Raw genomic sequence first — 23390 nt, forward strand, 5'->3', positions numbered from 1 at the left:
TGTCGTCGTTCTCTCGAATAACGATGGATGTGTTATTGCCCGGAGTGCAGAGGCGAAAGCCATTGGCGTCAAAATGGGTGACCCGTATTTCAAGCAAAAGGATTTGTTCCGGAGGTTCGGCGTTGTCTGCTTCAGCTCGAATTACGAGTTGTACGCCGATATGTCTGACCGGGTGATGACCACGCTTGAGGAAATGTCCCCACGCTGTGAAATTTATAGTATTGATGAAGCATTTTGTGACCTGACTGGCGTGCGTAACTGTCGCAACCTGGAAGAATTTGGCCGGGAGATTCGGGAAACTATTTTGCTGCGAACGCGTCTGACCGTGGGCGTTGGGGTGGCACAGACCAAGACTTTAGCCAAGCTCGCTAACCATGCAGCCAAGAAGTGGCAGAGGCAAACGGGCGGCGTGGTGGACCTTACTAATTTAGAGAAACAACGCAAGCTGATGGCGTATTTCCCGGTTGATGAAGTGTGGGGCGTAGGGCGGCGGCTTTCTAAAAAGCTCGAAGCCATGGGTATCAAAACCGTCTTGCAGTTAGCTGATACCGATATCCGGTTCATTCGGAAGCACTTCAACGTAGTGCTCGAGCGCACCGTTCGTGAACTACGCGGCGAACCCTGCCTCGGCCTGGAAGAGTTTGCACCCACCAAACAGGAAATTGTGTGCTCTCGCTCATTCGGTGACCGGGTGACTGAATACGAACAAATGCGCCAGGCCATCTGTAGTTACGCTGCGCGTGCCGGGGAGAAACTACGGGGTGAACATCAGTTCTGTCGTTATATCTCTGTATTCATCAAAACATCACCGTTCGCACTGAACGAGCCCTATTACGGGAATCAGGGCGCAGTGAAGTTAATGACGCCCACGCAGGACACTCGAGACATTATCGCAGCGGCGATGCGCTGTCTCGATAAAATCTGGAAGGATGGATATCGGTACCAGAAAGCGGGGATCATGTTGGGTGACTTCTTCAGCCAGGGCGTGGCACAGCTCAATCTGTTTGACGACAACGCGCCGCAACAGAACAGTGCAGCGCTGATGGAAGTGCTGGATCATCTCAACAACAAGAACGGGAAAGGGGCGCTGTATTTTGCAGGGCAGGGGATTCAACAGCAGTGGCAGATGAAGAGAGATATGCTTTCACCACGGTACACCACGAGATGGTCAGATTTACTAGTGGTGAAAGTTAGATAGGCTGAATTTGTCGGGCTGCTCGCTAAATGTTAAAAAGTCTGCTGTGTGCTAGGAGCGGACATAAATATCAGCTCATTGAGTTAATCAATGAGGAATCTGTGATAGCAGTTAGCACATCGAATGCACAGGTACACACTCCTCGACCTGCTAAATACAATATATGACACACTAGCAACCTGGAAAAATGGATAGCATGCATATATTTATAAAATATAATTACTGTTTTTTTATTTCTTTTAAATATGAAATGGATTTTTCAACAAACTTATTATCTGGTTCTATTTGTTGCCAGAAATTAAGTTTACCAATCAAAGATTCTAAGTAGTAAGGATTTCTCACTTTGAGTTTACTTACATGTGAAAGATAACCATGTTTTTTAATATGATATAATGTATTTGTGATGTTTTTTTTATAAGTTCTAGGCAGAGTAATAACCTCATTATGAACAGCAACGCCAGTTACAATTTTTCTTTTAGAAGTGCGGATCAAATGGGTCTTTTCTGTATTAACGTTTAATCCGTAAGAGGTTACGATATTAGTTACAGATTTAATCAAAGATAAAGGAATCTTGTCTCCAGAGAAAAATAAATCATCAGCATAGCGGGTGTATGTTACTTTGTATTTTTTCGAGAGTTTTCCCAATCGATTGTCTAAGGATAATGATAATATATTTGAAAGGCATGGACTGGTAACAGCACCTTGAGGTAGGTGATTCTTTAAGCAGCAAAGGGATGCAAGATAGAATGAAATATCATGGGCGTAACCCAATTTTTTAAAAAAAACAATTACCCAATTTATACTTATAGATGGAAAGAAATCTTTAATATCCATTTTGAGTAGATTGTTTTTTCCTGCATGGATTGTAGCATTAGTAATAATTGATTTAGATTGGACATAACCATGTGCATGGGAGCTAACAGATTGTTTTTTCAAAATGTTTTCATATATCCAACGCTGGCATTTTTTTAGAGAAGGATAAGGGGTGGATATTTTCCTCTTACCACCACTACGTTTAGCTATTTCAAACTCTCTGTAAAAGTCACTTGGGCTGTAAATCATTTTAAGTAATTCTGAGGTGTTTATTCCTATTAGTTGCGATAGATGTTTTATTTCAAATATTACAGGTGCATTATTTTCTATAAGAGAGGATATATAAGAGAGATAATCGGAAATGAGGTTTGTTTCAAGCCCGTGATCGATAAAGAATTTTTTCCAATCGTTAATTTCTTTTTTTATTTCTTCGGCCGATTTTGTCATTATATTATTCCGTAAAGATGCTTGTAGAGGCTACTCTCTATACTTGCGATCCATAATCTTATAAAGAAAATTTGCGTTAGCGCAAATTTTGCTTTATAAATTTTGTATCCACATAAATTCTTGAATTTATGTGGATAGTACTAAGTTTTAAACGAAGTGCAAAACTTAGTACTGAGGTTAAAGGTAACCTTAACCAAGGGGTCAACTTGACTCCCATTGTGCTAGCCTCTACAAGCTGTATTCAGTATACCATAAGCAATTTATACATTAAATGTTTTTTTACTTAATAACTTTCTACTAGGAATATAGAACTCTGTCGTGTTTTCTTTATCTGTTAAAAAGTAATCAGGGATTACGTTCCACTTTTTTTCTGAATGCTTCTCGCTTATGGTGTTAGTTGCAATATATTTTATACCCTCTGGAAGTAATATTATCTGTTCTGAGTCGTATGAAATAAATCCTGTTTTTTCCAATAATTTAAGAGAAGTAAAAAGGACAGGAATATCTAACTTCATTTTTTTAAAAAGAGAAAAATTACTGATGGTTGAATTAGAGGCTGTATAAATATATTTTAATATGTCTCTCTCAATTTTACTCAACTTTATCATGCGTCCCCCATGGCTCTGATAAACATAGTTTCTCTGTGTGAATCATTTTCAAGATAACACCACCAAAAGATAGGAAATACATTGTTAGGCGTGTTTCCATCTTCACGAGAATATAAAGACTCTGAACGCCCATATCCAAATCTTGGCATAACCCGCCCCTCATATTTTTTTGATAACTTTTCTTCGAGCTTATACATTATTTTGATTTTTTTCTTATCTGTTTTTTTTATACCACTACCAGTTATACCTTTATAAATAACCATTTGAGCGGTGACATCAATACCTTTTTTAGACAAAAAATCCATACCCTCTTTAGTCGCCACTATCGATTTTATGAAAATTTTTAAAGGAATTCCTTTATCGGTAAAGACTTTTTCTAGTTCAAGGTATCTTCCTAGAGCACTCCTCCCTGTTCCTATGAACTCATCTATCAAAATCAAGTTTTTAACAATCCCTGCAGGTTTCGTTTTTTTATATGCATCATATGATTTACCGAAAGTATTAACTGTCTTATGCTTTCTCCAATTAAATTTCTCTAGAATTGGTTTCATATAATATAATACAAACTGCCCACTATCAGAGTTTGAATCACCTGTCATTGAAACAATCATAGTGTCGTAGTCAAAAATGTTAGGGGTCGTAACAATATCTTCAACTAAACAATGTATTTTTTTTGAAAATGAAGAATAATCTAGGTATGAAAACTTCTCCAGGAGTTCAACAATCAATTTTCTACCGGCATTATTGCTGCAGTAAGTATCGTATAATTCAAAAAACTGGTCGGCTTTCGATATAACCCAAGGTGATTTTTTAGAGAGCTCAGCAAAATTTGAAAATGCCTCTTTTGAAATCTTACCTGTCAAGTGAAATCCCTCTCGCAAATAATGGTGTCAGGCTGTATAAATAGATGGTAATTTGACAGATTACTATGAATTTACTATTTAAGACAGTATGACGTCTGATTTTTCTGACCAAAAATAATTGTAGAATTTATAATTCCATACCCCATTACTCTTCATTACGCAACATTTAAATACACTTAAAAATCGCTTTTGTCATCTGCAAGTTCTTCATTCTGTGATAAGACAACACATTAATGTTTAGCGCTTAGGTTGCAACCAATTGATATTCTACGGTTTTTAATCACCACGAATTTAAAAGATTGCATCTATTTATATGTAAAATAAAGTGCAACAATCCCTCCTGGTTGGTTATGATATGTCACTGTTAGTAAAGCTTTAAGTGACCTTTACACGCTGTGGTTTGAAAGGTCTGCTCTTCGCTCAAAGCAGACAGCCCTTATTAATGGTCGATATTGATGATCAAATCGTTACTCTGATTTTTCACATTACCCACAGCTCGAGTTACAGGATGCCAGGTAAATTCGTTAGCCGGTATAGCCGCCTCATGAGCCAGCTCGCTCGCTTGTGCACCGCTGGTTTCCGGATTCATCCATTCTAGGATAGCTTCAGGCGTAAACACTAAAGGCCTACGGTCATGTATATCGACCAGGCCTTTATCAGCAGCAGACGTCACAATCAAAAATCCCTCAGCATCATCCCCCACATCAAACGGCTGCTTGCCAATCGCGGCAAAGTAGAGCGGTTTCCTGTCTTTCCTGTAGATGTAATACGGCTGCTTTTTGTCTCCTTCCTTTTTCCACTCATACCAGCCATCAGCAAACACGATCGCCCGGCCATGATTCCATAACGGTTTAAACATGCGACTGGTGGCCGCAGTTTCTACTCTGGCATTTATTAGCGGTGCTTTATCCCACCAACCCGGTGCGTATGACCAGACAACAGGATCGAGGTGAAGGATATCGTCGCGATTATTTAGAAGGAGAACTTTAGAGCCAGGTGCGACGTTGTATCGACCAATCGGCTCAGGATCGTAAGCAATATCGTTCCCAACTTCTTCAGCCAGAAATTCAAGATAGTCGTCACGAGACTGGATTTGGGTAAAGCGTCCGCACATGGTCATCCCCTGTAAAACTTAAAGTATAGGTTGAATGGGGAATGCACCGCTCATTGGGTGGTTAACATATGATGGATTCTCTTTCCTGAACGATGGGAAATGAAAGAGAGTTTGGGGGCAAATTTGGGGGCAAAGATCATTCGGGGGCAAGAAATGGGGCAACGAAAAACCCGATATAATCTGCTATTGTCAGGTAGTTGAGCTTTGTATCTCTTTGATATTTAGGTAACTTGCTGAAGTCATGGCATTTATAATGTGGGATCAATAAATCAGGAAAATTTAATGATCCCACATAGGAAAGCAGATACTAGGCGACGTTACGCGATTGACCAGCGAGTTGTGCAAGAAGATCGATATTTTCGATAGTAATGTACTTTCCTTTCACGGCCAGCATGCCACTTTTCTGGAAACGGCCTAACAGGCGACTAATGGTTTCCACCGTCAGCCCAAGATAGTTACCGATATCGCCACGAGTCATGGTCAGACGGAATTCCCGAGGGGAGAAGCCGCGCTGGGCAAAGCGACGTGAAAGATTGTAGATAAATGCGGCCAGACGCTCTTCTGCATTCTTTTTGGAAAGCAACAGGATCATATCCTGGTCGCCCTTAATTTCCCCGCTCATCAAACGCATCATCTGCTGGCGCAGATTTGGCATTTTACCCGACAAATCATCAAGGGTTTCGAATGGGATTTCGCAAACCATTGAGGTTTCAAGTGCTTGCGCAAAGCTTGGGTGCATACCCGTGCCAATAGCGTCAAAGCCCACAAGATCGCCTGCTAAATGGAAGCCGGTAATTTGCTCATCACCTTGTTCAGTAATGGTGTAGCTCTTGATGGTCCCTGAACGAATTGCGTACAGCGACTTCAGCTCATCACCAGCCTTAAACAGGGTCTGTCCCTTCTGAATAGGCTTCTTACGCTCGATGATATTATCAAGCTGATCAAGCTCATGTTCATTGAGCGTGAAGGGGATGCATAATTGGCTGATGCTGCAATCCTGGCAATGGATAGCACAACCGCCAGACTGAATGCGTCGAATAATTCGCTTTTCAGGGATCATAGATATGCTCGGGCCGTTATTGATATTGGTCAATTTTAACATCTTTTTCTTGAGCACGTAAGTATGATGAAAGCGCATTCAGAATATATCAGCTAATAACCTTGTGGTTATAGAGCTATCCTATTGAAATCAATAGAACTGTATATTAATCCACATTATTATTGTGTGAATAAAGAACATTCTTCCGCACTTAGGTTGCTACAACAACAAATATCCTTCATGCCGCAGCAACCACTCTTTCCTACTGACGCCTCCCGCATAGCCCGTCATTGTGCCATTACGGCCAATCACGCGATGGCATGGCACCACCACGCTTACCGGGTTTGAACCATTTGCAGCCCCCACTGCGCGCGCCGCTCCCGGTCTGCCAAGTTGGTCTGCTAACTGCCCGTAATGCGTGATTTGCCCGCAAGGAATGGTGCGTAATGTTTGCCAGACTTCACGCTGAAATTCGGTTCCCGCAGTTGCGGTTGGCAGCGTTTCTATTACTGCCAAATCGCCGTCGAAATAGTCGCGCAGTTTATCGCTCAGTCCATTTGGATTTTTGCACGCCACGCGCTGATAGCCGCTGACACCATAATGAAGACCGAGCAGTTGCACCATTCTATTGCTATGTTCTTCCCACTCAACCGCGCGTAAGTGATAAAGCTCGTCGCAAATTATCCATAATGGCCCAAGAGGCGTATCAATCTTGTCTTCTAACAGTGTCAGCATTCTTCGCTCCGGTTACTTGAGATGCGGGTAAATCCCTGGCCCAATAGGCAAGCCCACAAGATACCACGCCACCAGTAGCAGCAACCAGACACCCAAAAAGATGATGGGGTAAGGTAATATTAAAGAGTAATAAGTGCCCAGTTTGGCCTCCGGTTTATAGCGTTGCAGGAAACCTAAGAATAATGGAATAAATGGCGAAACCGGTGCTAATGGAATAACCGACGAATCCGCCACACGGAACAGGATTTGCGCAAAAGCCGGATGGAAGCCCAGCAGCATAAACATTGGAACGAAGATGGGGGCCAGAATTGACCAGATAGCCGATCCGCTGGCAATAAACATACACAGGAATGATGAGAGCAAAGCAAGGCCAAGAAACGCCGGAATGCCATTCAGCCCTGAACCTTCGAGTACATCCGTCAGGCCGATCGCCATAAACTTGCCCATGTTGCTCCAGTTGAACATGGCCACAAACTGCGCCAACGGGAACACCATCACGATAAAACCGGCCATCTCCTTCATTGGCTCAATCATTAGCTGTGGTAAATCTGCCTGCTTGCTTATTTTCTTAGTCGCGATGCCATACGCCAGTGAAACGACGAAAAAGAACATAATAATCAATGGCACAATGCCACTAATAAAAGGAGAAGGGATAATGGTGCCTTTCACCGGGTCGCGCAACAAACTGTGCTCTGGCACCAACAGCAGGGCAACAATGGCGATAAACAACAACGCGACAATACCCGTGACACGCAAACCGAAGCGTTGGACGTCATCAAGTTGTTGAAGTTTTTCAGTCTGTTTGCCTTCCCAGATACCTAAACGCGGCTCAACGATTTTATCGGTAATCAGCCCGCCAGTAATCGACAGCACAAGTACTGAAGTCGCCATAAAATACCAGTTATCAATCACGCTAACGTGCATCAAAGGGTCGATAATATGAGCCGCTTCGGTACTGATACCTGATAGCAACACATCGGTGGTGACAATCAACAAGTTCGCCGTAAACCCACAGCCGACCCCAGCAATAGCCGCCAGTAAACCTGCTACCGGGTGACGACCTACAGCAAGAAAAATCAACGCGCCCATCGGCGGCATAATCACAACTGCTGCATCAGATGCAACGTGGCTAAAGAAGGCGATAAACAAAACCATGTAGCTGGCATAACGCGCACTGACGTGTGATGCCATTTTTACCATCAGGCTTGGTAACAGCCCAACGCGTTCAGCCAGACCTGCACCCAGAACCAGCGCAAGGATTGCCCCTAACGGCCCAAATCCACTGAAGTTCTTAATCACATTTGGCAAAAGCCAGTGAACACCTTCAGCACTTAGCAGGTTATTCACCTGAACTAGATTCCCGTCAGCGGGGTTACGAACACTGACGTTCAACACTGAAAGTACGGCTGTGCTCACTGACAAAATGACAATCAAATAAACGAACAGCAAAAAAGGATGGGGCACTTTATTGCCAATTTTTTCTACCAGGCCGTACAGCTTGCCAGAGCCGGAGTGCGTGGGTATGGAGGACATACTCATGGGCTTACCTCAGGTTGTATTTGCATGCCCGTTATACTTCGAGCTACAGCGGCGTTGTCAGTCCTCACAATCCCTTGCCGCTTTGCTGTAACTCGAATTATTTAGGCCAATTATTGTTATTAGTTATTTTAAAGGTGACGGTGTAACGTTTTTAGGGATAGGACACTGATACGGGCGCTCGGCGAGTTGTGCGTGCAACTCACTTTGGCAAGCTTCCAGTGTCTTTGGGTTGGTAAAGAGTTGCAGCGCGGTCGCCGCCATAACTTTACCCGCATGCAGCATCCCTTTATGGGCGATGGAGGTACGCCCCTGGCTCACCAGTTGCCAGGTGTGCAGCGGAGTGCCAACGGTAAAGCACGGGCTAAAACATTGGGCAACCGGTACTTTCCAACTGACATCACCTACATCAGTTGAGCCGGGAAGGATCTTGTCATTGACGGCATACGGCGCAATTTCGTTGATTAACAAGGTTTCACGATGGCGACGAGCAAACTCTTTACCCTCTTCATTGGAGGTGTTAGCGATATTATTTAAGCTGTTTTGCAGGTCGTTATCGGTCAATGTTGCCCGAATCTGTTTGGCAAACGCCAACTCCTCATCGCTCCATTGCGGTAGGCCAATCGCCTGTAAAGCCTGATACATCACGCCTTCAAGCTCGCGGTTTGGCATGTAGTTAGAACAGGCTTTATCAAAACGCACATTCACAGTGGTTTCAGTCATCAGCGCAGCCCCTTCGGCAACTTTATTGATGCGCTCATAAATATGCTGTGCCTGAGCCATTTCTGGAGCACGAATCAAATACAGTACTTCGGCCTGCGCCTGTACAACGTTTGGAGAAATGCCTCCGGCATTGGTGATGGCGTAATGCACGCGAGCTTTTTCGATAATGTGTTCGTTAAGGAAGTTAGTTCCTGTGGTCATCAGCGTCACGGCATCCAGTGCGCTGCGCCCAAGATGGGGCGAGTTTGCTGCATGTGCCGCAATACCACTGAAACGATAAGCCACCTGAATATTTGCCAGCGAGCTGGTGCTGAAGATCCCCGCATATGCTTCCGGATGCCAGGTCACCGCGGCATCAACGTCGTCAAATAGCCCTTCGCGCACCATAAAGGTTTTTCCAGAACCGCCTTCTTCGCCAGGGCAGCCGTAAAAGCGCACAGTTCCTTTGCCACCGTATTGCTCAAGCCAGTTTTTTACCGCAACCGCTCCAGCAAATGCCGCCGTGCCGAGTAAATTGTGACCACAGCCATGGCCGTTCGCACCCTCAATCAATGGATTTGGTGAAACCTCCGCTGAACATTGGCTCAACCCTGCCAGCGCATCATATTCACCCAGCAGGGCAATAACCGGATGACCCGAGCCAAAACTTGCCACAAAAGCCGTTTTGATATTCCCTGCATTGCGCGTAACGCTAAAACCCTCTGCCTCTAAAGCACAAGCCAGGCGTTCAGCAGACCAGTGTTCTTCAAAACGCGTTTCCGGGTGATCCCAGATATCATCGGCAATGGCGGTGAACTCGCCACGTTTGGCTTCAATAGCATCATCAACAAACTGATAAATCGAACTCATTACACACCTCGCTGCCAGGGGAAATTCAGGGCGAGGCGGGCCATGGTATTCACGGCAACTTCCATCACCTTCTCATCGAAATCAAACTTCTCGTTATGATGCCCGGCACTCAATTGCGTACCGAAAACCATATAAGAGGCTTTGCCACCTTGTTCCTGCACGCGTGCCATCATCAAGGTGGCATCCTCAGAGCCGGTAGCACCTTTCACGGTATCGAATACTTGCGTAACACCGCTGACTTCAGCGGCCTGTTGGCGAATAAACGCCACCCACTCTGGTGATGGTGCACTATTGGTCGCCGCACCCATCAATTTCACTTCTGCCTCAATGCCATACATCGTGGTAATACCACGAATGATCTCTTGAGCACGTTCAAACACGTAGTCGTTGATAACATTGGTTTCACCACGGGTTTCTACTTTCAATAACGCCTGAGCTGGTACGACATTGCGACCGGTACCAGCTTGAAGAACACCCACGTTGACGCGTGATGCTCCAGCGCTATGAGGAGCAATACTGTGCAGCGCCAATGCAGTTTGAGCCGCAGCCAGCAGGGCATTACGGCCTTCTTCTGGTTTGCCACCCGCATGTGCTGCAACCCCAGTGAATTGCACATCAAACTTAGTGGTCGCCATAAAGTTATCGCTGCCACACAGCACCGTGCCGCCTGGGATACCGGTGCCGATATGAATCGCAGTAAAGTAATCGATATTATCCAGTGCACCTGCGGCAACCATGGCGCGCGCACCGCGTGTGCCTTCTTCTGCAGGCTGGAAAATGAGTTTGATGGTGCCATTAAGCTGGTGGGAAAACTGTTGCAGAACAGTGGCGAGGCCAAGTCCAATTGCCGTATGCCCATCGTGGCCGCAGGCATGCATCATTCCGTCATTACAGGATGCAAAACCTTCCGCAAATGGGCGATGTGACGGCTGTTGCATCTCGCCCAGGTCCAGAGCGTCCATATCAACGCGGAAAGCGATAGTTGGGCCGGGACGGCCTGTGTCCAGTGTGGCAACAATCCCGGTGAAACCGCCGGAAAAATGCTCTAGCCATTGCGGCAATGCACCTTGCGCTTGCGCTCGTTGTTCTTCACGTGCCAGTACTTCAGCCGATGGCAGCCCCATCCGTGCCGCGTCATCTACCACATCACGGCCTAAAGCCAACTGATAACCTAATTGATGAAGTACTTCGGCAACGTGAGTGGCAGTACGAAATTCCAGCCAGCCGGACTCGGCAAAATGGTGAAAATCGCGCCGCCAGTGCTGCATGCGTGGAGCCAGTTCATGTACTGCCAGTTCTAGTTGCTTCATATCCCATCCCGTAATAAGCATCTTTTGTGATCAAGTTCACGCTGTGATAGTTTTTACTTATCACCCAGCGATTTTTGGAAGTTTTCGCCGTACCTGGATTACCCTGGCATAAGAGATTGAATTACAGTAGATGACAAAATCTTTCAGCTGATAGCTATTGGTTATCAGGAGGCCATGTGACCTTCCAGGTTAAGCTCCATCAGATCCGTGCATTTGTGGCTGTGACGCAGAATGGCAGTATTCGCGGAGCCAGTCGGGCGTTAAATCTTTCGCAACCCGCGCTCACAAAATCGATTAAAGAGTTAGAAGAGGGAATGTCGGCACGCTTGTTTATCCGACGTAGCCAGGGCGTTGCTTTAACGGAGTGTGGTGAAAGTTTTTACCAGCATGCGCGTTTGATTCTGGAAGAACTGAGGGCTGCCCAGGAAGATATCTTGCAGCGCCAGGGGCAACTGGCGGGGCAAATTAATATTGGTCTTGGAGCCAGTGTTTCCCGCACCTTAATGCCGCCGGTGATCACCGCGTTTCATCAAAAACATCCGCAAGTTAAAGTCCGTATTATGGAAGGACAGCTGGTTTCGATGATTAACTCGCTGCGTCAGGGAGAGCTGGATTTCACCATCAATACTTACTATCAGGGGCCTTACGACCAGGAATTTACGTTTGAACGGCTGTTTGAAAAGCCGTTTGCAGTATTTGCCCGAGAGGGCCATCCGGCAACCAAGGCCACAACGTTAAAAGAGTTACTGCACTATAACTGGACGTTGCCAACGCCACGCGGCAGCTATTACAAACAACTGGAAGAGTTATTCCAAAAGCGTTCAGAAACTCCCAATATCAGTGTGTTCTGTGAAACCTTTTCAGCCTGTATTAGCCTGGTGGCACAGAGTGATTTTCTGAGTATTTTACCCGCTGAATTAGGGCACGACCCGATGTTAGCCCATAGGTTGAAGCAAATTCACATCACCGAAACGCTGCCCAATGCTACTTACTACCTGATTCAACGGCGAGATGTGACCCAGGCTCCACTCACTACTGCGCTTATCAACCAATTTCGTCGCGAATGCCGTTAATAGGGCATTGAGCCTCGGTTCATCGGCGGCTATAGTGACTTCAGAATTAAGACTGGAGGATTTGCACATGAACCTTGATGAAAAATCGCTTTTTCTTGACGCCATGGATGACGTCAAACCGCTGAAAAACTGTAACAGCAGCCAGTGGTTGAAACCGGTGAAGGAGAAGGTGGTGCAAAAGCTCGATACTGTTCAGTTGGATAACTTTCTGACCACCGATTTTCTGGAAATTATTCCGCTCAACACATTGCTTGAATTTAAGCGTGAAGGGCTGCAAACCGGTGTATTGGATAAGTTGCGACTAGGAAAATACAAGCAGGAAGCAAGTCTTAACCTCATCCGCCAACCCGTCGAACAATGCCGCCAGATGCTTTACGCCTACATGCAGGAAGCCAAAAAAGATGGCCTGCGCAATTTGCTGATCGTTCATGGCAAAGGGCGCGAAGATAAATCACATGCCAATATCGTGCGCAGTTATCTCGCTCGTTGGCTGGCGGAATTTGACGAAGTGCAGGCGTTTTGCAGCGCCATGCCGCATCACGGCGGCAGCGGGGCGTGTTACGTGGCGCTCAAAAAATCCGAGCAGGCGAAAGTCGAGAACTGGGAACGCCACGCAAAACACAGTCGCTAATCTGCCTTTAACAACAGTGACAACTCCTCTGCCGCTTCCTGCAACTTAGGCAGCACACGGTTCAGCAATTCCTGGGCGGAAACCTGCCCGGCATGAACGCCAACGTTGAGTGCTGCAACCACCGCTCCTTCAGGATTTACCAGTGGAACGGCAATCGAGCGCAACCCCATCTCCAGTTCCTGGTCGTTAAGCGCGTACCCTTGCTGACGCACGCGTTTTAACTCTTCGCGCAGTTTGCTCACCGAATCCACTGTTTGCGGCGTGTAACGGATCATAGTTATGCGACCCAGGAAATCGTTGAGCTGTTCTTCCGGCAAATAACTCAGCAATACGCGGCCCATGGATGTTGACCACGCTGGCAGGCGGCTGCCGATATCCAAATCAATGGTCATGATGCGTGAGCTGGAAGCGCGGGCGATATACAAAATATCGTCGCCATCCAACGTGGCGATTGAACAGGACTCGTTGAGCATTTCACTCAGATGTTTGAGCACCGGTTGCGTGGATTTCGCCAGTGGTGTCGAGGCCAGATAGGCATGGCCCAGCGATAAAATTCGTGGGCGCAATTGGTAGTATTTACCGTCTTCGGCGTAGACAAAGCCAAGCTTGCCCAGAGTGTACAAACAGCGTCGCACCGCAGCGCGGGGGATCCCGGTCTTCTGGCTAATTTGTGAAATAGACATTTGTCGCCGCTGTGGAGTGAATGCCTGAATCACCTCCAGTCCGCGAGCCAGTGATGCCATAAAATTCGGGTCGCCTTTAAAGGGATCGACTTCACCTGCTACTGATTCATCACGTTGAATTTCCATTCCGTTCTCCACAAATTTCGCCATTCATCACACTCTGAAAACAAAGATACATGATGTTCGATAATCGCACCATATTTCGATTATCGCCCTTGACCAGCTTCGTTAACGGGGTCACATTTTGTTCGAACAAAGCAAACTTGTGCGAATGACGCACACCAAGGAGCAGAGTGATGATCAACAAAAGTGTGGCTTCGCTTGAAGAAGCGGTTGCCGGAATTTTCGACGGAGCCACCATCATGATTGGTGGCTTCGGGACCGCAGGACAACCCACTCATCTTATTGATGCCTTGATTGATCAGGGCGCTTGTGACCTGACCATAATCAATAACAACGCAGGGAACGGGGAAGTGGGGTTGGCGGCACTTTTGAAGGCAGGACGAGTGCGCAAAATGATCTGCTCATTCCCACGTCAGGTGGATTCACAAATTTTTGATGACCTGTATCGACGCGGCAAAGTTGAACTGGAACTGGTGCCACAAGGCAATCTGGCGGCACGCATCCAGGCGGCGGGAGCAGGGCTTGGGGCGGTATTTACGCCAACTGGTTTTGGCACACCGCTTGCCGATGGTAAAGAGACGCGTGAAATCGATGGCCGCCAATATGTGCTGGAATACTCGCTAAAAGCCGATTTTGCATTAATCAAAGCGTATGAAGGTGACCGCTGGGGAAACCTGGTGTACCGCAAAGCGGCGCGTAACTTTGGGCCAATTATGGCAACTGCCGCCACCGTGACTATTGCTGAAGTCAGCCGCCTGGTGCAGCTAGGTGACCTTGACCCTGAAAATATCGTGACGCCTGGCATTTTCGTACAACGTCTGGTCGCCACCGAAAAATCACTGGCACAAAGCGCATAAGGAGCCTGCAGGTGAAAAAACTAACCCGTGATGAAATGGCACAACGTGTCGCACGTGATATTCCCGAAGGCGCTTATGTCAACCTCGGCATTGGTTTGCCAACACGCATTGCCAACTACCTTCCGGCGGATAAAGAGATCTTCTTGCACAGCGAGAACGGCTTGCTAGGCATGGGGCCAAAACCGGCCGAGGGCGAAGAAGACCCTGAGCTTATCAATGCCGGAAAAGAGTTTGTCACTTTGTTGACCGGCGGCTGTTTTTTCCACCATGGCGACTCTTTTGCCATGATGCGCGGTGGCCATCTCGATATCTGCGTACTAGGTGCGTATCAGGTTTCCGCCACTGGTGACCTTGCAAACTGGAGCACCGGTGCGCCGGACTCCATCCCGGCAGTAGGTGGAGCGATGGACTTAGCCATTGGCGCACGCCAGGTCTTTGTGATGATGGATCACCTCACCCGTGACGGCGAGTGCAAGCTGGTGGATAGCTGCTCTTACCCACTCACCGGAATCGGCTGTGTCAGCCGCATTTATACCGACCTCGCAGTGATTGATATCACTGCACGAGGACCCGTGGTGCGCGAAATCTTCAATGGCCTCTCTTTTGAAGAATTACAACGTATCACCCCGGTCACCCTGGGCTTCGAACAACTGGCAGAAAGCGCGTAAGGAACTATGATGAATCAAGCATTTATCTGTGATGGAGTGCGTACTCCGTTCGGTCGTTTTGGTGGCACACTGTCCAGTGTTCGTAGTGATGATTTAGCTGCATTACCGCTGAAAGCCTTGATCGCGCGCCATCCAAATCTCGACTGGTCGGCGGTTGATGATGTGCTTTACGGCTGTGCAAACCAGGCGGGGGAAGATAACCGCAACGTGGCGCGTATGGCTTTGTTGCTGGCGGGGCTACCAGAGACGGTGCCGGGGAGTACCATCAACCGTTTATGTGGTTCAAGCCTTGATGCGCTCGGTGTTGCGGCAAGGGCTATCAAAAGCGGTGAAACGCAGCTGATGATTGCCGGTGGCGTGGAAAGTATGTCGCGCGCGCCGTTTGTAATGGGCAAAGCGGAAAGCGCCTTTAGTCGCAATATGAAAATGGAAGACACCACCATCGGCTGGCGTTTTATCAACCCGCTAATGAAAGCGCAGTATGGTGTTGATGCGATGCCCGAAACGGCAGAAAACGTCGCGACTGACTTTAATATTAACCGTGAGGATCAGGACGCCTTTGCCTTACGCAGCCAGTTACGCACCGCTCGCGCTCAGGAAATGGGTATTTTTGATGATGAGTTAATTCCTGTTTCTATCGCGCAACGCAAAGGTGAAGCGTTGCTGTTTAATCAGGATGAACATCCTCGCTCCACCTCGATTGAGGCACTGGCAAAACTCAAAGGTGTGGTACGAGCCGACGGCACCGTCACCGCAGGAAACGCATCAGGAGTTAATGACGGGGCTTGTGCTTTGCTGCTCGCAAGCGAACAAGCGCTTAACACTCATGGTTTGCAGCCACTGGCGCGTGTCGTGGGTGTGGCAACTGCAGGTGTCGCACCACGGATTATGGGTTTTGGCCCGGCTCCGGCAGTGCGCAAAGTGCTGGCGCAAACCGGGTTAACGTTGGCACAAATGGACGTGATTGAATTAAATGAAGCCTTTGCCGCCCAGGCACTGGCGGTGATGCGCGACCTGGGTCTGCCTGATGATGCCGACCATGTAAACCCGAATGGCGGGGCCATTGCACTTGGGCATCCGCTTGGCGCATCTGGTGGTCGTCTGGCGATGACCGCCGCGTATCAACTCAAGCGTAGCGGCGGACGTTACGCGCTTTGTACCATGTGTATTGGTGTCGGTCAGGGGATTGCACTGATTATTGAACGCGTTTAAGGAGCAGGCATGACACTGTTTACCCCAATGTTGCGTGCATCATCGCTAACCGACATTTTCAGCGATGAGAAGACGTTACAAGGGATGCTGGATTTTGAAGCGGCACTGGCGCAGGCCTGTGCGCAATGTGGCGTGATCCCTGAGTCGGCGGGTAATGTCATTTCAGGGCAGTGTCAGGCCACAAAACTCAATAGTGAAGCCTTAGCGCAAGCGGCGGCAGGTGCTGGAAACCTTGCGATCCCGCTGGTGAAACAGCTCACTGCCAACGTAAAACAGCACGATGAACAGGCCGCACGTTACGTTCACTGGGGCGCAACCAGCCAGGATGTGATTGATACCGGTCTGGTGCTGCAACTGCGCGCTGCATTCGATGCTTCTGAGTTACTTATCGGGCAGTTGATTGATGTTTTAGCCGTACAAGTCCAACAACACCAGCATAGCGTGATGCCCGGCCGCACCTGGATGCAGCATGCATTGCCGATCACGTTTGGCCTTAAACTGGCAGGAACGCTAGATGCACTTTTGCGCTGGCAGCAGCGTTTGTCTGAAATAAAACCGCGTGTTTTGGTTCTGCAGTTTGGCGGTGCTGCGGGCACGCTGGCATCGCTTAAAGATCAGGGCATGCCTGTGGCGCAAGCGTTAGCAAGCGCCCTGGCGCTTAAACCGTCCGACACACCGTGGCATAGCCAGCGCGACAGATTGCTGGAAGCCTCCACCTGGTTCGCAGGTGTCAGCAGCACACTCGGCAAATTCGCCAATGATTTTTCGTTACTGATGCAAACCGAAGTCGCAGAAGTAGGCGAGCCGATTGCCGAAGGGCGCGGTGGTTCATCCACCATGCCCCATAAACGTAATCCGGTGAGCTGTGCCGCTATACTGACTGCCACCATGCGCATTCCAGGAATGATGGCAACGCTGTACGCCAGCCAGAATCAGCAACATGAAAGGGCACTAGGTGGCTGGCAAGCCGAATGGGAAACGCTTCCACAGCTTATTATGCTGACTGGGGGTGTGATGCAAACCTCGCTGGATTTGATGCAGGGAATGCAGGTTAACACCGCGAAAATGCGCGCCAATTTGGATATCACTCACGGCCTGATTATGGCGGAATCTGTGACTCTGGCGCTGGCGAAATCAATCGGGAAACAGGCCGCACACCATCTGGTGGAACAACTTTGTCATCGCGCGTTGGACGAAAATCAGCCCCTTGCAACATTGCTTGCACAACACCCTGACGTCAGCGCCCATCTTTCTACGATACAAATCGAACATTTGCTCGACCCGCAGCACGCCATTGGCAGTAATGATCATTTCATCAGCCAGGTTCTGGCGCGGTCGGCACAACAAACCAGGAGGGGAATATGAGTCTTTATTATCAACTGGAAGGGCCTGCTGGTGCGCCAGTGCTGGTGCTATCTAATTCTCTGGGTACCACCTTTGAGATGTGGCAGCCGCAAATGGCGGCGTTGCTTGAGAACTTCCGCGTGCTGCGTTACGACACGCATGGCCACGGACGTACTACCAAAAACGAGAAAACTACACTGCCACAACTGGCGGAAGATGTTATCAGTGTGATGGATGATGCGGGCGTTAAGCAGGCGCATTTCTGCGGAATTTCAATGGGTGGTTTGACTGGCCTGTGGCTGGCGCGTTTTGCGCCGGAGCGGTTTCTTTCGGTAACTGTCGCCAACAGTGCCGCGAAAATCGGTGAGCAAAGTGGCTGGCTGGAACGCGCTCGAACTGTTCGCCACGAAGGGATGTCGGCGATTGCCAAAAGTGCGCCGGCACGCTGGTTTACTGATAATTTTGTTCAGCACCATCATGCGCAAGTCGATGCGTTATGCGCAACCCTGGCGCAGACCAATCCAGAAGGTTATGCCGCCTGTTGTGAAGCACTGGCAGCAGCGGATTTGCGAGCAGAAATTGGCAATATCACAATACCGATGCAGTTTATCACCGGAGTCAACGACCCGGTTTGCACCGTGGCTGACAGTGAGTTTATGCATCAACAGGTGCATGGTTCGCACCTTGTCACTCTCAAGGCTTCACACATCTCCAGCATTGAAGACGCTCACGGTTTCAACATCGCATTGCTTAACTTTATTCAACAGGGCGACTGAGATGAAGGATGAAGAACATTATCAACGAGGCATGGAAGTTCGCCGCGCGGTGCTGGGTGAAAGCCACGTCGATCGTACATTGTCGCAGCTTACGCCGCTGAATGAGGAGTTTCAGGACTTCATTACTCGTTATGCCTGGGGCGATATCTGGACACGTCCGGGACTTGAGCGCCACACACGCAGCATGATAACCATCGCGATGTTAATTGCGCTTAACCGTGAGGCCGAGTTGAAAATGCATCTGCGAGCGGCTTTTAACAACGGCGTGACGCGTGACGAGCTCAAAGAACTGATTATGCATTCAGCACTGTACTGCGGTTTACCCGCAGCCAACGCCACTATGCATCTTGCACAACAGGTGTTTGATGAGATGGATGCCGCTGGTTAATTAATGTCGGATGGCGCTAACGCTTATCCGACCTACGAAAACGGTGTTGTAGGGTGGATTAGCGTCATCCACCCTTGTTACTTAACCCGGAATAGATTTCCGAATCGAAGACAGCAGAATTTGCGCGCCCGCTGAAAGCGGTGTATCCACGCGAGTCAAAATACCAATTGGCTCACCAGCACCTTGCGTTGTCACCGGCAACGAGGTCAATGTTCCCTGGCGTAAATCTTCTTTCACCGCGCCAGATGGCACAAACCACACGTAGTTATAATCCACAGTCAACTGGCGAGAGAGAGAGGCGGAAAGCGTTTCGACGCAGCCTGCAGGCATTTTACAACCCTGGCTTGAAAGCAGCGATTCGGCATTCTGGCGTGGAATTGTTCCTTTTGGCGACACCACCACCGGCCACTCCATCACGCGGCTAAGGGTGATGTTTTCATGCAGAAGTGGGTGCCCAGGACGAACCACCAGTTTTAACGATTCAAGAAATAACAGTTCATAGTTCAGCCCGGTCATCAATTCAGGATCGGACATTCGGCCAATACCTAAATCCAGCTCACCCGATTTTAAACCCGACAGCAGCATGGTGTTATTCATGGTGGCGACTTGCAGCGTAACGTCACTTTGCTGCTTGTGAAACTGGCCAATAACTTTTGGTAATATGCCCAGTGCTGCAGTTGGCAAGGCACCAACACGGATAACCGTAGTGTTTTGCCCATCTTTTTGATTAAACGATTGCCCGGCGTGATTGAGCGCATCGAGCACCTTTACCGCGTGCGTCAGAAACTGCTCACCCATCAACGTCATTTGTGCGCCAAGCCGCCCACGCTCAAATAAACGCGTGCCGGTTAGCTGCTCTAATTCATTAAGTGTTTTCGATAATGCAGGCTGGCTAAGATTAAGTGTTTCAGCCGCGCGCCCCAGAGTTCCCTGTTGAGCGACAGCCACGAAAGTATGAAGATGGCGCAAGCGAATGCGCTGACTAAACAAACCGTTTTTTTCCATAACCTGATGTTAAAAACAGACCCGTAGCGCTGACAAGATAAGTTGTTTGATTTTGATAACTTGCTAGCAAAATTTCATTAACATCACTCGATAATTTATAACAATAGGTGAGGGAAGGTTAATTTAAATTAATGATTCGAGCCAGGAGGGGTTTATTGGAAATGGGTGGGGTTCCAATAAATGTTGGCAATATTTATGTGTGGAGAAAGGTTTCGTTCACCAGGCGTCCAGTTATCCCTTAAGTTACCGAAACGGTGAACGAGCCGAGGGTGCTGCGGTAGCACAGCACCCTTGATACGTTCACCGTTTCGGTAAGTACAGGGAACACTGAACGTTTAGTGAACGGAACAATCGCTACTCTAACAAAGGACACAACCCAACAAGTGAATGGCAATCCACCTATACATCAAAAAACACCGTCTCCTTCTCCCCCTGAAGAAACACATCAAACGTATACACCACCTCATTACCGCGCTTCTCACGCTTCCCAATCAGCGTATTACGTCGCACTTCCCACTCGATGAGATTAAGCACCGGGTCGGTCTCATTCGCTGCTTGCTCATCGGAAAAATACATCCGCGTATTCAGGCCAATATTAATGCCACGCGCCACAATCCACAGGTTCAAATGCGGGGCCATCATTCGGCCGTCGCGCCCGGTTACAGCACCCGGTTTAATGGTGTCAAAACGCCAGATACCACTGTCGAAATCTGAACAGGTTCGTCCCCAGCCACGGAAATCTTCATCCAGTTCTTTATTTGTTTGCTTGTCTGCAGGGTGGTTGTAACGTCCGGCCGCATTGGCTTGCCACACTTCCAGCAACACATCGCGCACTGGCGTTCCTGAGCCGTCAAACACCCGTCCTTCAACAATAATCCGCTCGCCCTGAGTGTGAGAATTGGTTAGCACGTGGCTAAAGTTTTTCTCGAAAATGTTAAAACCAGCGGCTTGCGGAGCCAGACCAATGTGGACGTATGGGCCGGCAGTTTGCGATGCGGTTTCTGCTAAATAATCTTTCATCACGCGGCCCCCTGAGTACGGTTTTCAAACAGTGTGGCTCGCTGGCCACGCAGCACTAAATCAAAGCGATACGCCAGGCAATCAAGCGGCACTGCCGCATGGGTGTCCAGTTCGGCAATCAATGTGCGAATGGCGTCATCGTTATTAATGGTTTTCACAATCGGACACTGTTTAATCAGCGGGTCGCCCTCAAAATACATCTGGGTGATGAGACGTTGGGCAAAAGAGTCACCAGAGAGTGAAAAGTGAATGTGAGAAGGGCGCCAGTCACTTGCCTGGTTACGCCACGGATACGGGCCTGGCTTGATGGTGCGGAAGAAGTAATAGCCGTTTTCATCGGTCAACACGCGTCCACAGCCGCCAAAATTTGGGTCGATAGGGGCGAGATACTTATCTTTCTTGTGGCGATAACGCCCGCCTGCGTTGGCCTGCCACACTTCCACCAGGGTGTTTTTCATCGGGCGGCCGAATCCATCGCGAACGTAGCCATGCACAATAATGCGCTCGCCAATGGGCAGGCCGTCTTTGGCGTAATTCATGATCAGGTCGTTATCAAGCGGGTCGAGATCTTTGGCACCAAATATTGGCCCGGTAATTTCAGACAGCGAGTTCTGCAAAGAGATCAGCGCATTGCGCGGTGAGCGTAACACGCTGGTTTTATACCCCGGCGCGAACGCCGGAGGATGAGAGTCGTAGTCGCGATGTACAAGCTCACGAGGTTGCCAAATCTGTGACATAGCCAGCTCCAGTTGTGGGATACAGGAGGCGATGCATTCTAATTTTAAATATCGCCACCGACAGTCTCAGTTAATGGCTTGTTAAATTAAAGTGAATTTAAAGGCTGATTTACATAACCTGTGGCTATGAAATTTTCGGAAAACATTACTTATAATCTATGGCTGTATAGTCGATCACAAAACGAAAATTCTTAGCCCAAAACCCCTGCGCGACATTCTACTCTTTGAGCAATATTCACAGGAGTACGACATTATGGCGAACAACATCACGGCTGATGATATTCGGGAAAAATTTTCGCACGCAATGTCGGCGATGTACCAGCAAGAAGTGCCTCAATACGGAACCTTGTTAGAGTTAGTCGCTGACGTAAATCTGGCGGTGTTGGAAAATAACCCCGATCTGCAACAGCAATTAGAGAATGCCGATGAACTGGCGCGCCTGAATGTGGAGCGCCACGGCGCAATACGGGTGGGTAAAGCGGAAGAACTGGCAACCTTACGGCGCATTTTTGCGGTAATGGGGATGTATCCAATCGGCTATTACGACCTTTCGCAGGCGGGCGTACCGGTGCATTCCACTGCGTTTCGTCCAATTGATGACGCGGCTCTGGCGCGTAATCCGTTCCGTATTTTCACCTCGTTGCTACGCCTTGAGCTAATTGACGATGCTGAACTGCGTAAAACTGCTGCAGCTATTCTCGCAGAACGTGACATTTTCACCCCTCGTTGTCGGGCATTACTGGATATTTACGACCAGCAGGGCGTATTTAGCGAAGAGCAGGCAGACGAGTTCGTGAGTCAGGCGCTGGAAACCTTCCGTTGGCACAGTCATGCCACGGTAGATGCACAAACTTACCAGGCATTCCACCAGCAGCATCGCCTGATTGCCGACGTCGTCTGTTTCCGCGGCTGTCACATTAATCACCTGACTCCGCGCACGTTAGATATCGACCGCGTTCAGGCATTGATGCCGGAATATGGCATTGCGCCAAAAGCGATTATCGAAGGACCACCACGCCGCACATTCCCAATCTTGCTGCGCCAGACCAGCTTTAAAGCGCTGGAAGAACCGATTATTTTTGCCGGTGTACATCACGGCACACATACCGCCCGTTTCGGCGAAATTGAGCAGCGTGGTGTAGCGTTAACGCCAAAAGGGCGTGCGTTATACGATGAGTTGCTAAATGAAGCCGGTAATGGGCAGGATAATTTTAGCCATCAGCAGCATTTGCAGGAAGTATTCAGCCGCTTGCCCGACAGTGAAACGCTAATGCGCTGCCAGGATCTGGCTTATTTCCGCTACCGTTTAACCCCTGTGGGCGAAATGCACCGCCAGGCGATTAAACCAGGTGATGACCCGCAGTCGCTGATTGAACGGGGTTGGTTGGTGGCGCAGCCGATTATTTATGAAGATTTCCTCCCGGTCAGTGCTGCGGGAATTTTCCAGTCGAATCTGGGGAGTGAAGGCGGGGCACGCAGCCATGGTCACTCCAGCCGCCAGGAGTTTGAACAAGCGCTCGGTGCAGCAGTAGCAAATGAGTTTGAGTTGTACCAACAGGCGTCGGATCGCAGTAAAAAACGCTGCGGATTGCTGTAGCGACGTCAAAACTTTAGAGAAAAGTCGGTATTGTGCGCAATGCC

Annotated in this window: 23 protein-coding genes; 10 read left to right on the forward strand and 13 right to left on the reverse strand. The window is 48.5% G+C overall.

Annotation, left to right across the window (positions count from 1 at the left end):
* Positions 1-1198, forward strand: a 1198-nt coding sequence (locus M977_RS20690) for a Y-family DNA polymerase (protein WP_167351109.1), incomplete at its 5' end; no start/stop codon positions are given.
* Positions 1199-1414: 216 nt separating this feature from the next.
* Here M977_RS20690 and M977_RS20695 read toward each other — a convergent pair.
* From M977_RS20695 to M977_RS20735, 9 genes are all read right to left on the reverse strand, one after another.
* On the reverse strand, positions 1415-2455 hold the full coding sequence (locus M977_RS20695) for a retron St85 family RNA-directed DNA polymerase (RefSeq protein ID WP_064518637.1): 1041 nt from the start codon (positions 2453-2455) through the stop codon (positions 1415-1417).
* Between the two features lie 260 nt (positions 2456-2715).
* Entirely contained in the window at positions 2716-3063 is a 348-nt protein-coding gene (locus tag M977_RS20700) for a helix-turn-helix domain-containing protein (RefSeq protein ID WP_064518638.1), read from the reverse strand.
* A complete protein-coding gene (locus M977_RS20705) occupies positions 3060-3926 on the reverse strand; it encodes a phosphoribosyltransferase-like protein (protein WP_064518639.1) in 867 nt (288 codons plus the stop codon). Before M977_RS20705 ends, M977_RS20700 begins: the two co-directional genes overlap by 4 nt.
* A 439-nt stretch (positions 3927-4365) precedes the next feature.
* Complete coding sequence (locus M977_RS20710) at positions 4366-5040, reverse strand: SOS response-associated peptidase (RefSeq protein ID WP_064518640.1); 675 nt, start codon at positions 5038-5040, stop codon at positions 4366-4368.
* A gap of 307 nt (positions 5041-5347) precedes the next feature.
* Positions 5348-6100, reverse strand: a complete 753-nt coding sequence (fnr, locus tag M977_RS20715) for a fumarate/nitrate reduction transcriptional regulator Fnr (protein ID WP_134183258.1) — start codon at positions 6098-6100, stop codon at positions 5348-5350.
* A 198-nt stretch (positions 6101-6298) separates the two neighbouring features.
* Entirely contained in the window at positions 6299-6814 is a 516-nt protein-coding gene (ogt, locus tag M977_RS20720) for a methylated-DNA--[protein]-cysteine S-methyltransferase (RefSeq protein WP_064518642.1), read from the reverse strand.
* Between the two features lie 12 nt (positions 6815-6826).
* Positions 6827-8353, reverse strand: a complete 1527-nt coding sequence (abgT, locus tag M977_RS20725) for a p-aminobenzoyl-glutamate transporter (protein WP_064518643.1) — start codon at positions 8351-8353, stop codon at positions 6827-6829.
* A 123-nt stretch (positions 8354-8476) separates the two neighbouring features.
* The gene (locus tag M977_RS20730; protein WP_064518644.1) at positions 8477-9922 is read right to left on the reverse strand and encodes a M20 family metallopeptidase; all 1446 of its coding nucleotides are present in this window, start codon (positions 9920-9922) and stop codon (positions 8477-8479) included.
* Positions 9922-11232, reverse strand: a complete 1311-nt coding sequence (locus M977_RS20735) for a M20 family metallo-hydrolase (protein WP_064518645.1) — start codon at positions 11230-11232, stop codon at positions 9922-9924. Before M977_RS20735 ends, M977_RS20730 begins: the two co-directional genes overlap by 1 nt.
* A gap of 176 nt (positions 11233-11408) precedes the next feature.
* Between M977_RS20735 and M977_RS20740 the strand changes: the two genes are divergently transcribed.
* Both M977_RS20740 and smrA read left to right on the forward strand, forming a co-directional pair.
* Positions 11409-12305: a LysR family transcriptional regulator gene (locus tag M977_RS20740; RefSeq protein WP_064518646.1), complete on the forward strand. Its 897-nt coding sequence runs from the start codon at positions 11409-11411 to the stop codon at positions 12303-12305.
* Between the two features lie 67 nt (positions 12306-12372).
* Entirely contained in the window at positions 12373-12936 is a 564-nt protein-coding gene (gene smrA / locus M977_RS20745) for a DNA endonuclease SmrA (RefSeq protein ID WP_064518647.1), read from the forward strand.
* On the opposite strand, the gene M977_RS20750 is transcribed toward smrA, so the two are convergent.
* Positions 12933-13745 carry an IclR family transcriptional regulator domain-containing protein gene (locus M977_RS20750; protein ID WP_064518648.1) on the reverse strand — a complete coding sequence of 271 codons (813 nt, stop codon included), beginning with the start codon at positions 13743-13745 and terminating at the stop codon, positions 12933-12935. The genes smrA and M977_RS20750 overlap by 4 nt on opposite strands.
* Positions 13746-13915: 170 nt before the next feature.
* Here M977_RS20750 and M977_RS20755 point away from each other — a divergent pair, with 170 nt between their 5' ends.
* Genes M977_RS20755 through pcaC form a run of 6 tightly spaced genes read left to right on the forward strand, consistent with a single transcriptional unit; the run spans position 13916 to position 18987 of the window.
* Entirely contained in the window at positions 13916-14599 is a 684-nt protein-coding gene (locus M977_RS20755) for a 3-oxoacid CoA-transferase subunit A (RefSeq protein ID WP_064518649.1), read from the forward strand.
* A gap of 11 nt (positions 14600-14610) precedes the next feature.
* Positions 14611-15267 (forward strand): 3-oxoacid CoA-transferase subunit B, encoded by a 657-nt coding sequence (locus M977_RS20760; RefSeq protein ID WP_064518650.1) that lies wholly within the window; start codon positions 14611-14613, stop codon positions 15265-15267.
* A gap of 9 nt (positions 15268-15276) precedes the next feature.
* The gene (gene pcaF, locus M977_RS20765) at positions 15277-16479 is read left to right on the forward strand and encodes a 3-oxoadipyl-CoA thiolase (protein ID WP_064518651.1); all 1203 of its coding nucleotides are present in this window, start codon (positions 15277-15279) and stop codon (positions 16477-16479) included.
* A gap of 9 nt (positions 16480-16488) precedes the next feature.
* Positions 16489-17844 (forward strand): 3-carboxy-cis,cis-muconate cycloisomerase, encoded by a 1356-nt coding sequence (locus M977_RS20770; protein ID WP_064518652.1) that lies wholly within the window; start codon positions 16489-16491, stop codon positions 17842-17844.
* Positions 17841-18599, forward strand: coding sequence for a 3-oxoadipate enol-lactonase (gene pcaD, locus M977_RS20775; RefSeq protein ID WP_064518653.1), 759 nt, complete (start codon positions 17841-17843; stop codon positions 18597-18599). The genes M977_RS20770 and pcaD overlap by 4 nt, the downstream gene beginning before the upstream one ends.
* Position 18600: 1 nt before the next feature.
* Positions 18601-18987, forward strand: coding sequence for a 4-carboxymuconolactone decarboxylase (gene pcaC / locus M977_RS20780; RefSeq protein WP_064518654.1), 387 nt, complete (start codon positions 18601-18603; stop codon positions 18985-18987).
* Positions 18988-19068: 81 nt separating this feature from the next.
* Here the strand turns inward: pcaC and pcaQ are convergent, their stop codons facing one another.
* The 3 genes from pcaQ to pcaH form a co-directional block, all read right to left on the reverse strand.
* Entirely contained in the window at positions 19069-19992 is a 924-nt protein-coding gene (gene pcaQ, locus M977_RS20785; RefSeq protein ID WP_064518655.1) for a pca operon transcription factor PcaQ, read from the reverse strand.
* 399 nt (positions 19993-20391) lie between these two features.
* Positions 20392-21012 (reverse strand): protocatechuate 3,4-dioxygenase subunit alpha, encoded by a 621-nt coding sequence (gene pcaG, locus M977_RS20790; RefSeq protein WP_064518656.1) that lies wholly within the window; start codon positions 21010-21012, stop codon positions 20392-20394.
* Positions 21012-21749 carry a protocatechuate 3,4-dioxygenase subunit beta gene (gene pcaH, locus M977_RS20795; RefSeq protein ID WP_064518657.1) on the reverse strand — a complete coding sequence of 246 codons (738 nt, stop codon included), beginning with the start codon at positions 21747-21749 and terminating at the stop codon, positions 21012-21014. Before pcaH ends, pcaG begins: the two co-directional genes overlap by 1 nt.
* A gap of 253 nt (positions 21750-22002) precedes the next feature.
* Here pcaH and hglS point away from each other — a divergent pair, with 253 nt between their 5' ends.
* Positions 22003-23346 carry a 2-oxoadipate dioxygenase/decarboxylase HglS gene (gene hglS / locus M977_RS20800; protein WP_064518658.1) on the forward strand — a complete coding sequence of 448 codons (1344 nt, stop codon included), beginning with the start codon at positions 22003-22005 and terminating at the stop codon, positions 23344-23346.
* Positions 23347-23390 lie beyond the last annotated feature (44 nt).

It is taken from the genome of Buttiauxella gaviniae ATCC 51604 (assembly GCF_001654835.1).
In the GTDB taxonomy this organism is placed as follows: Bacteria; Pseudomonadota; Gammaproteobacteria; order Enterobacterales; family Enterobacteriaceae; genus Buttiauxella; species Buttiauxella gaviniae.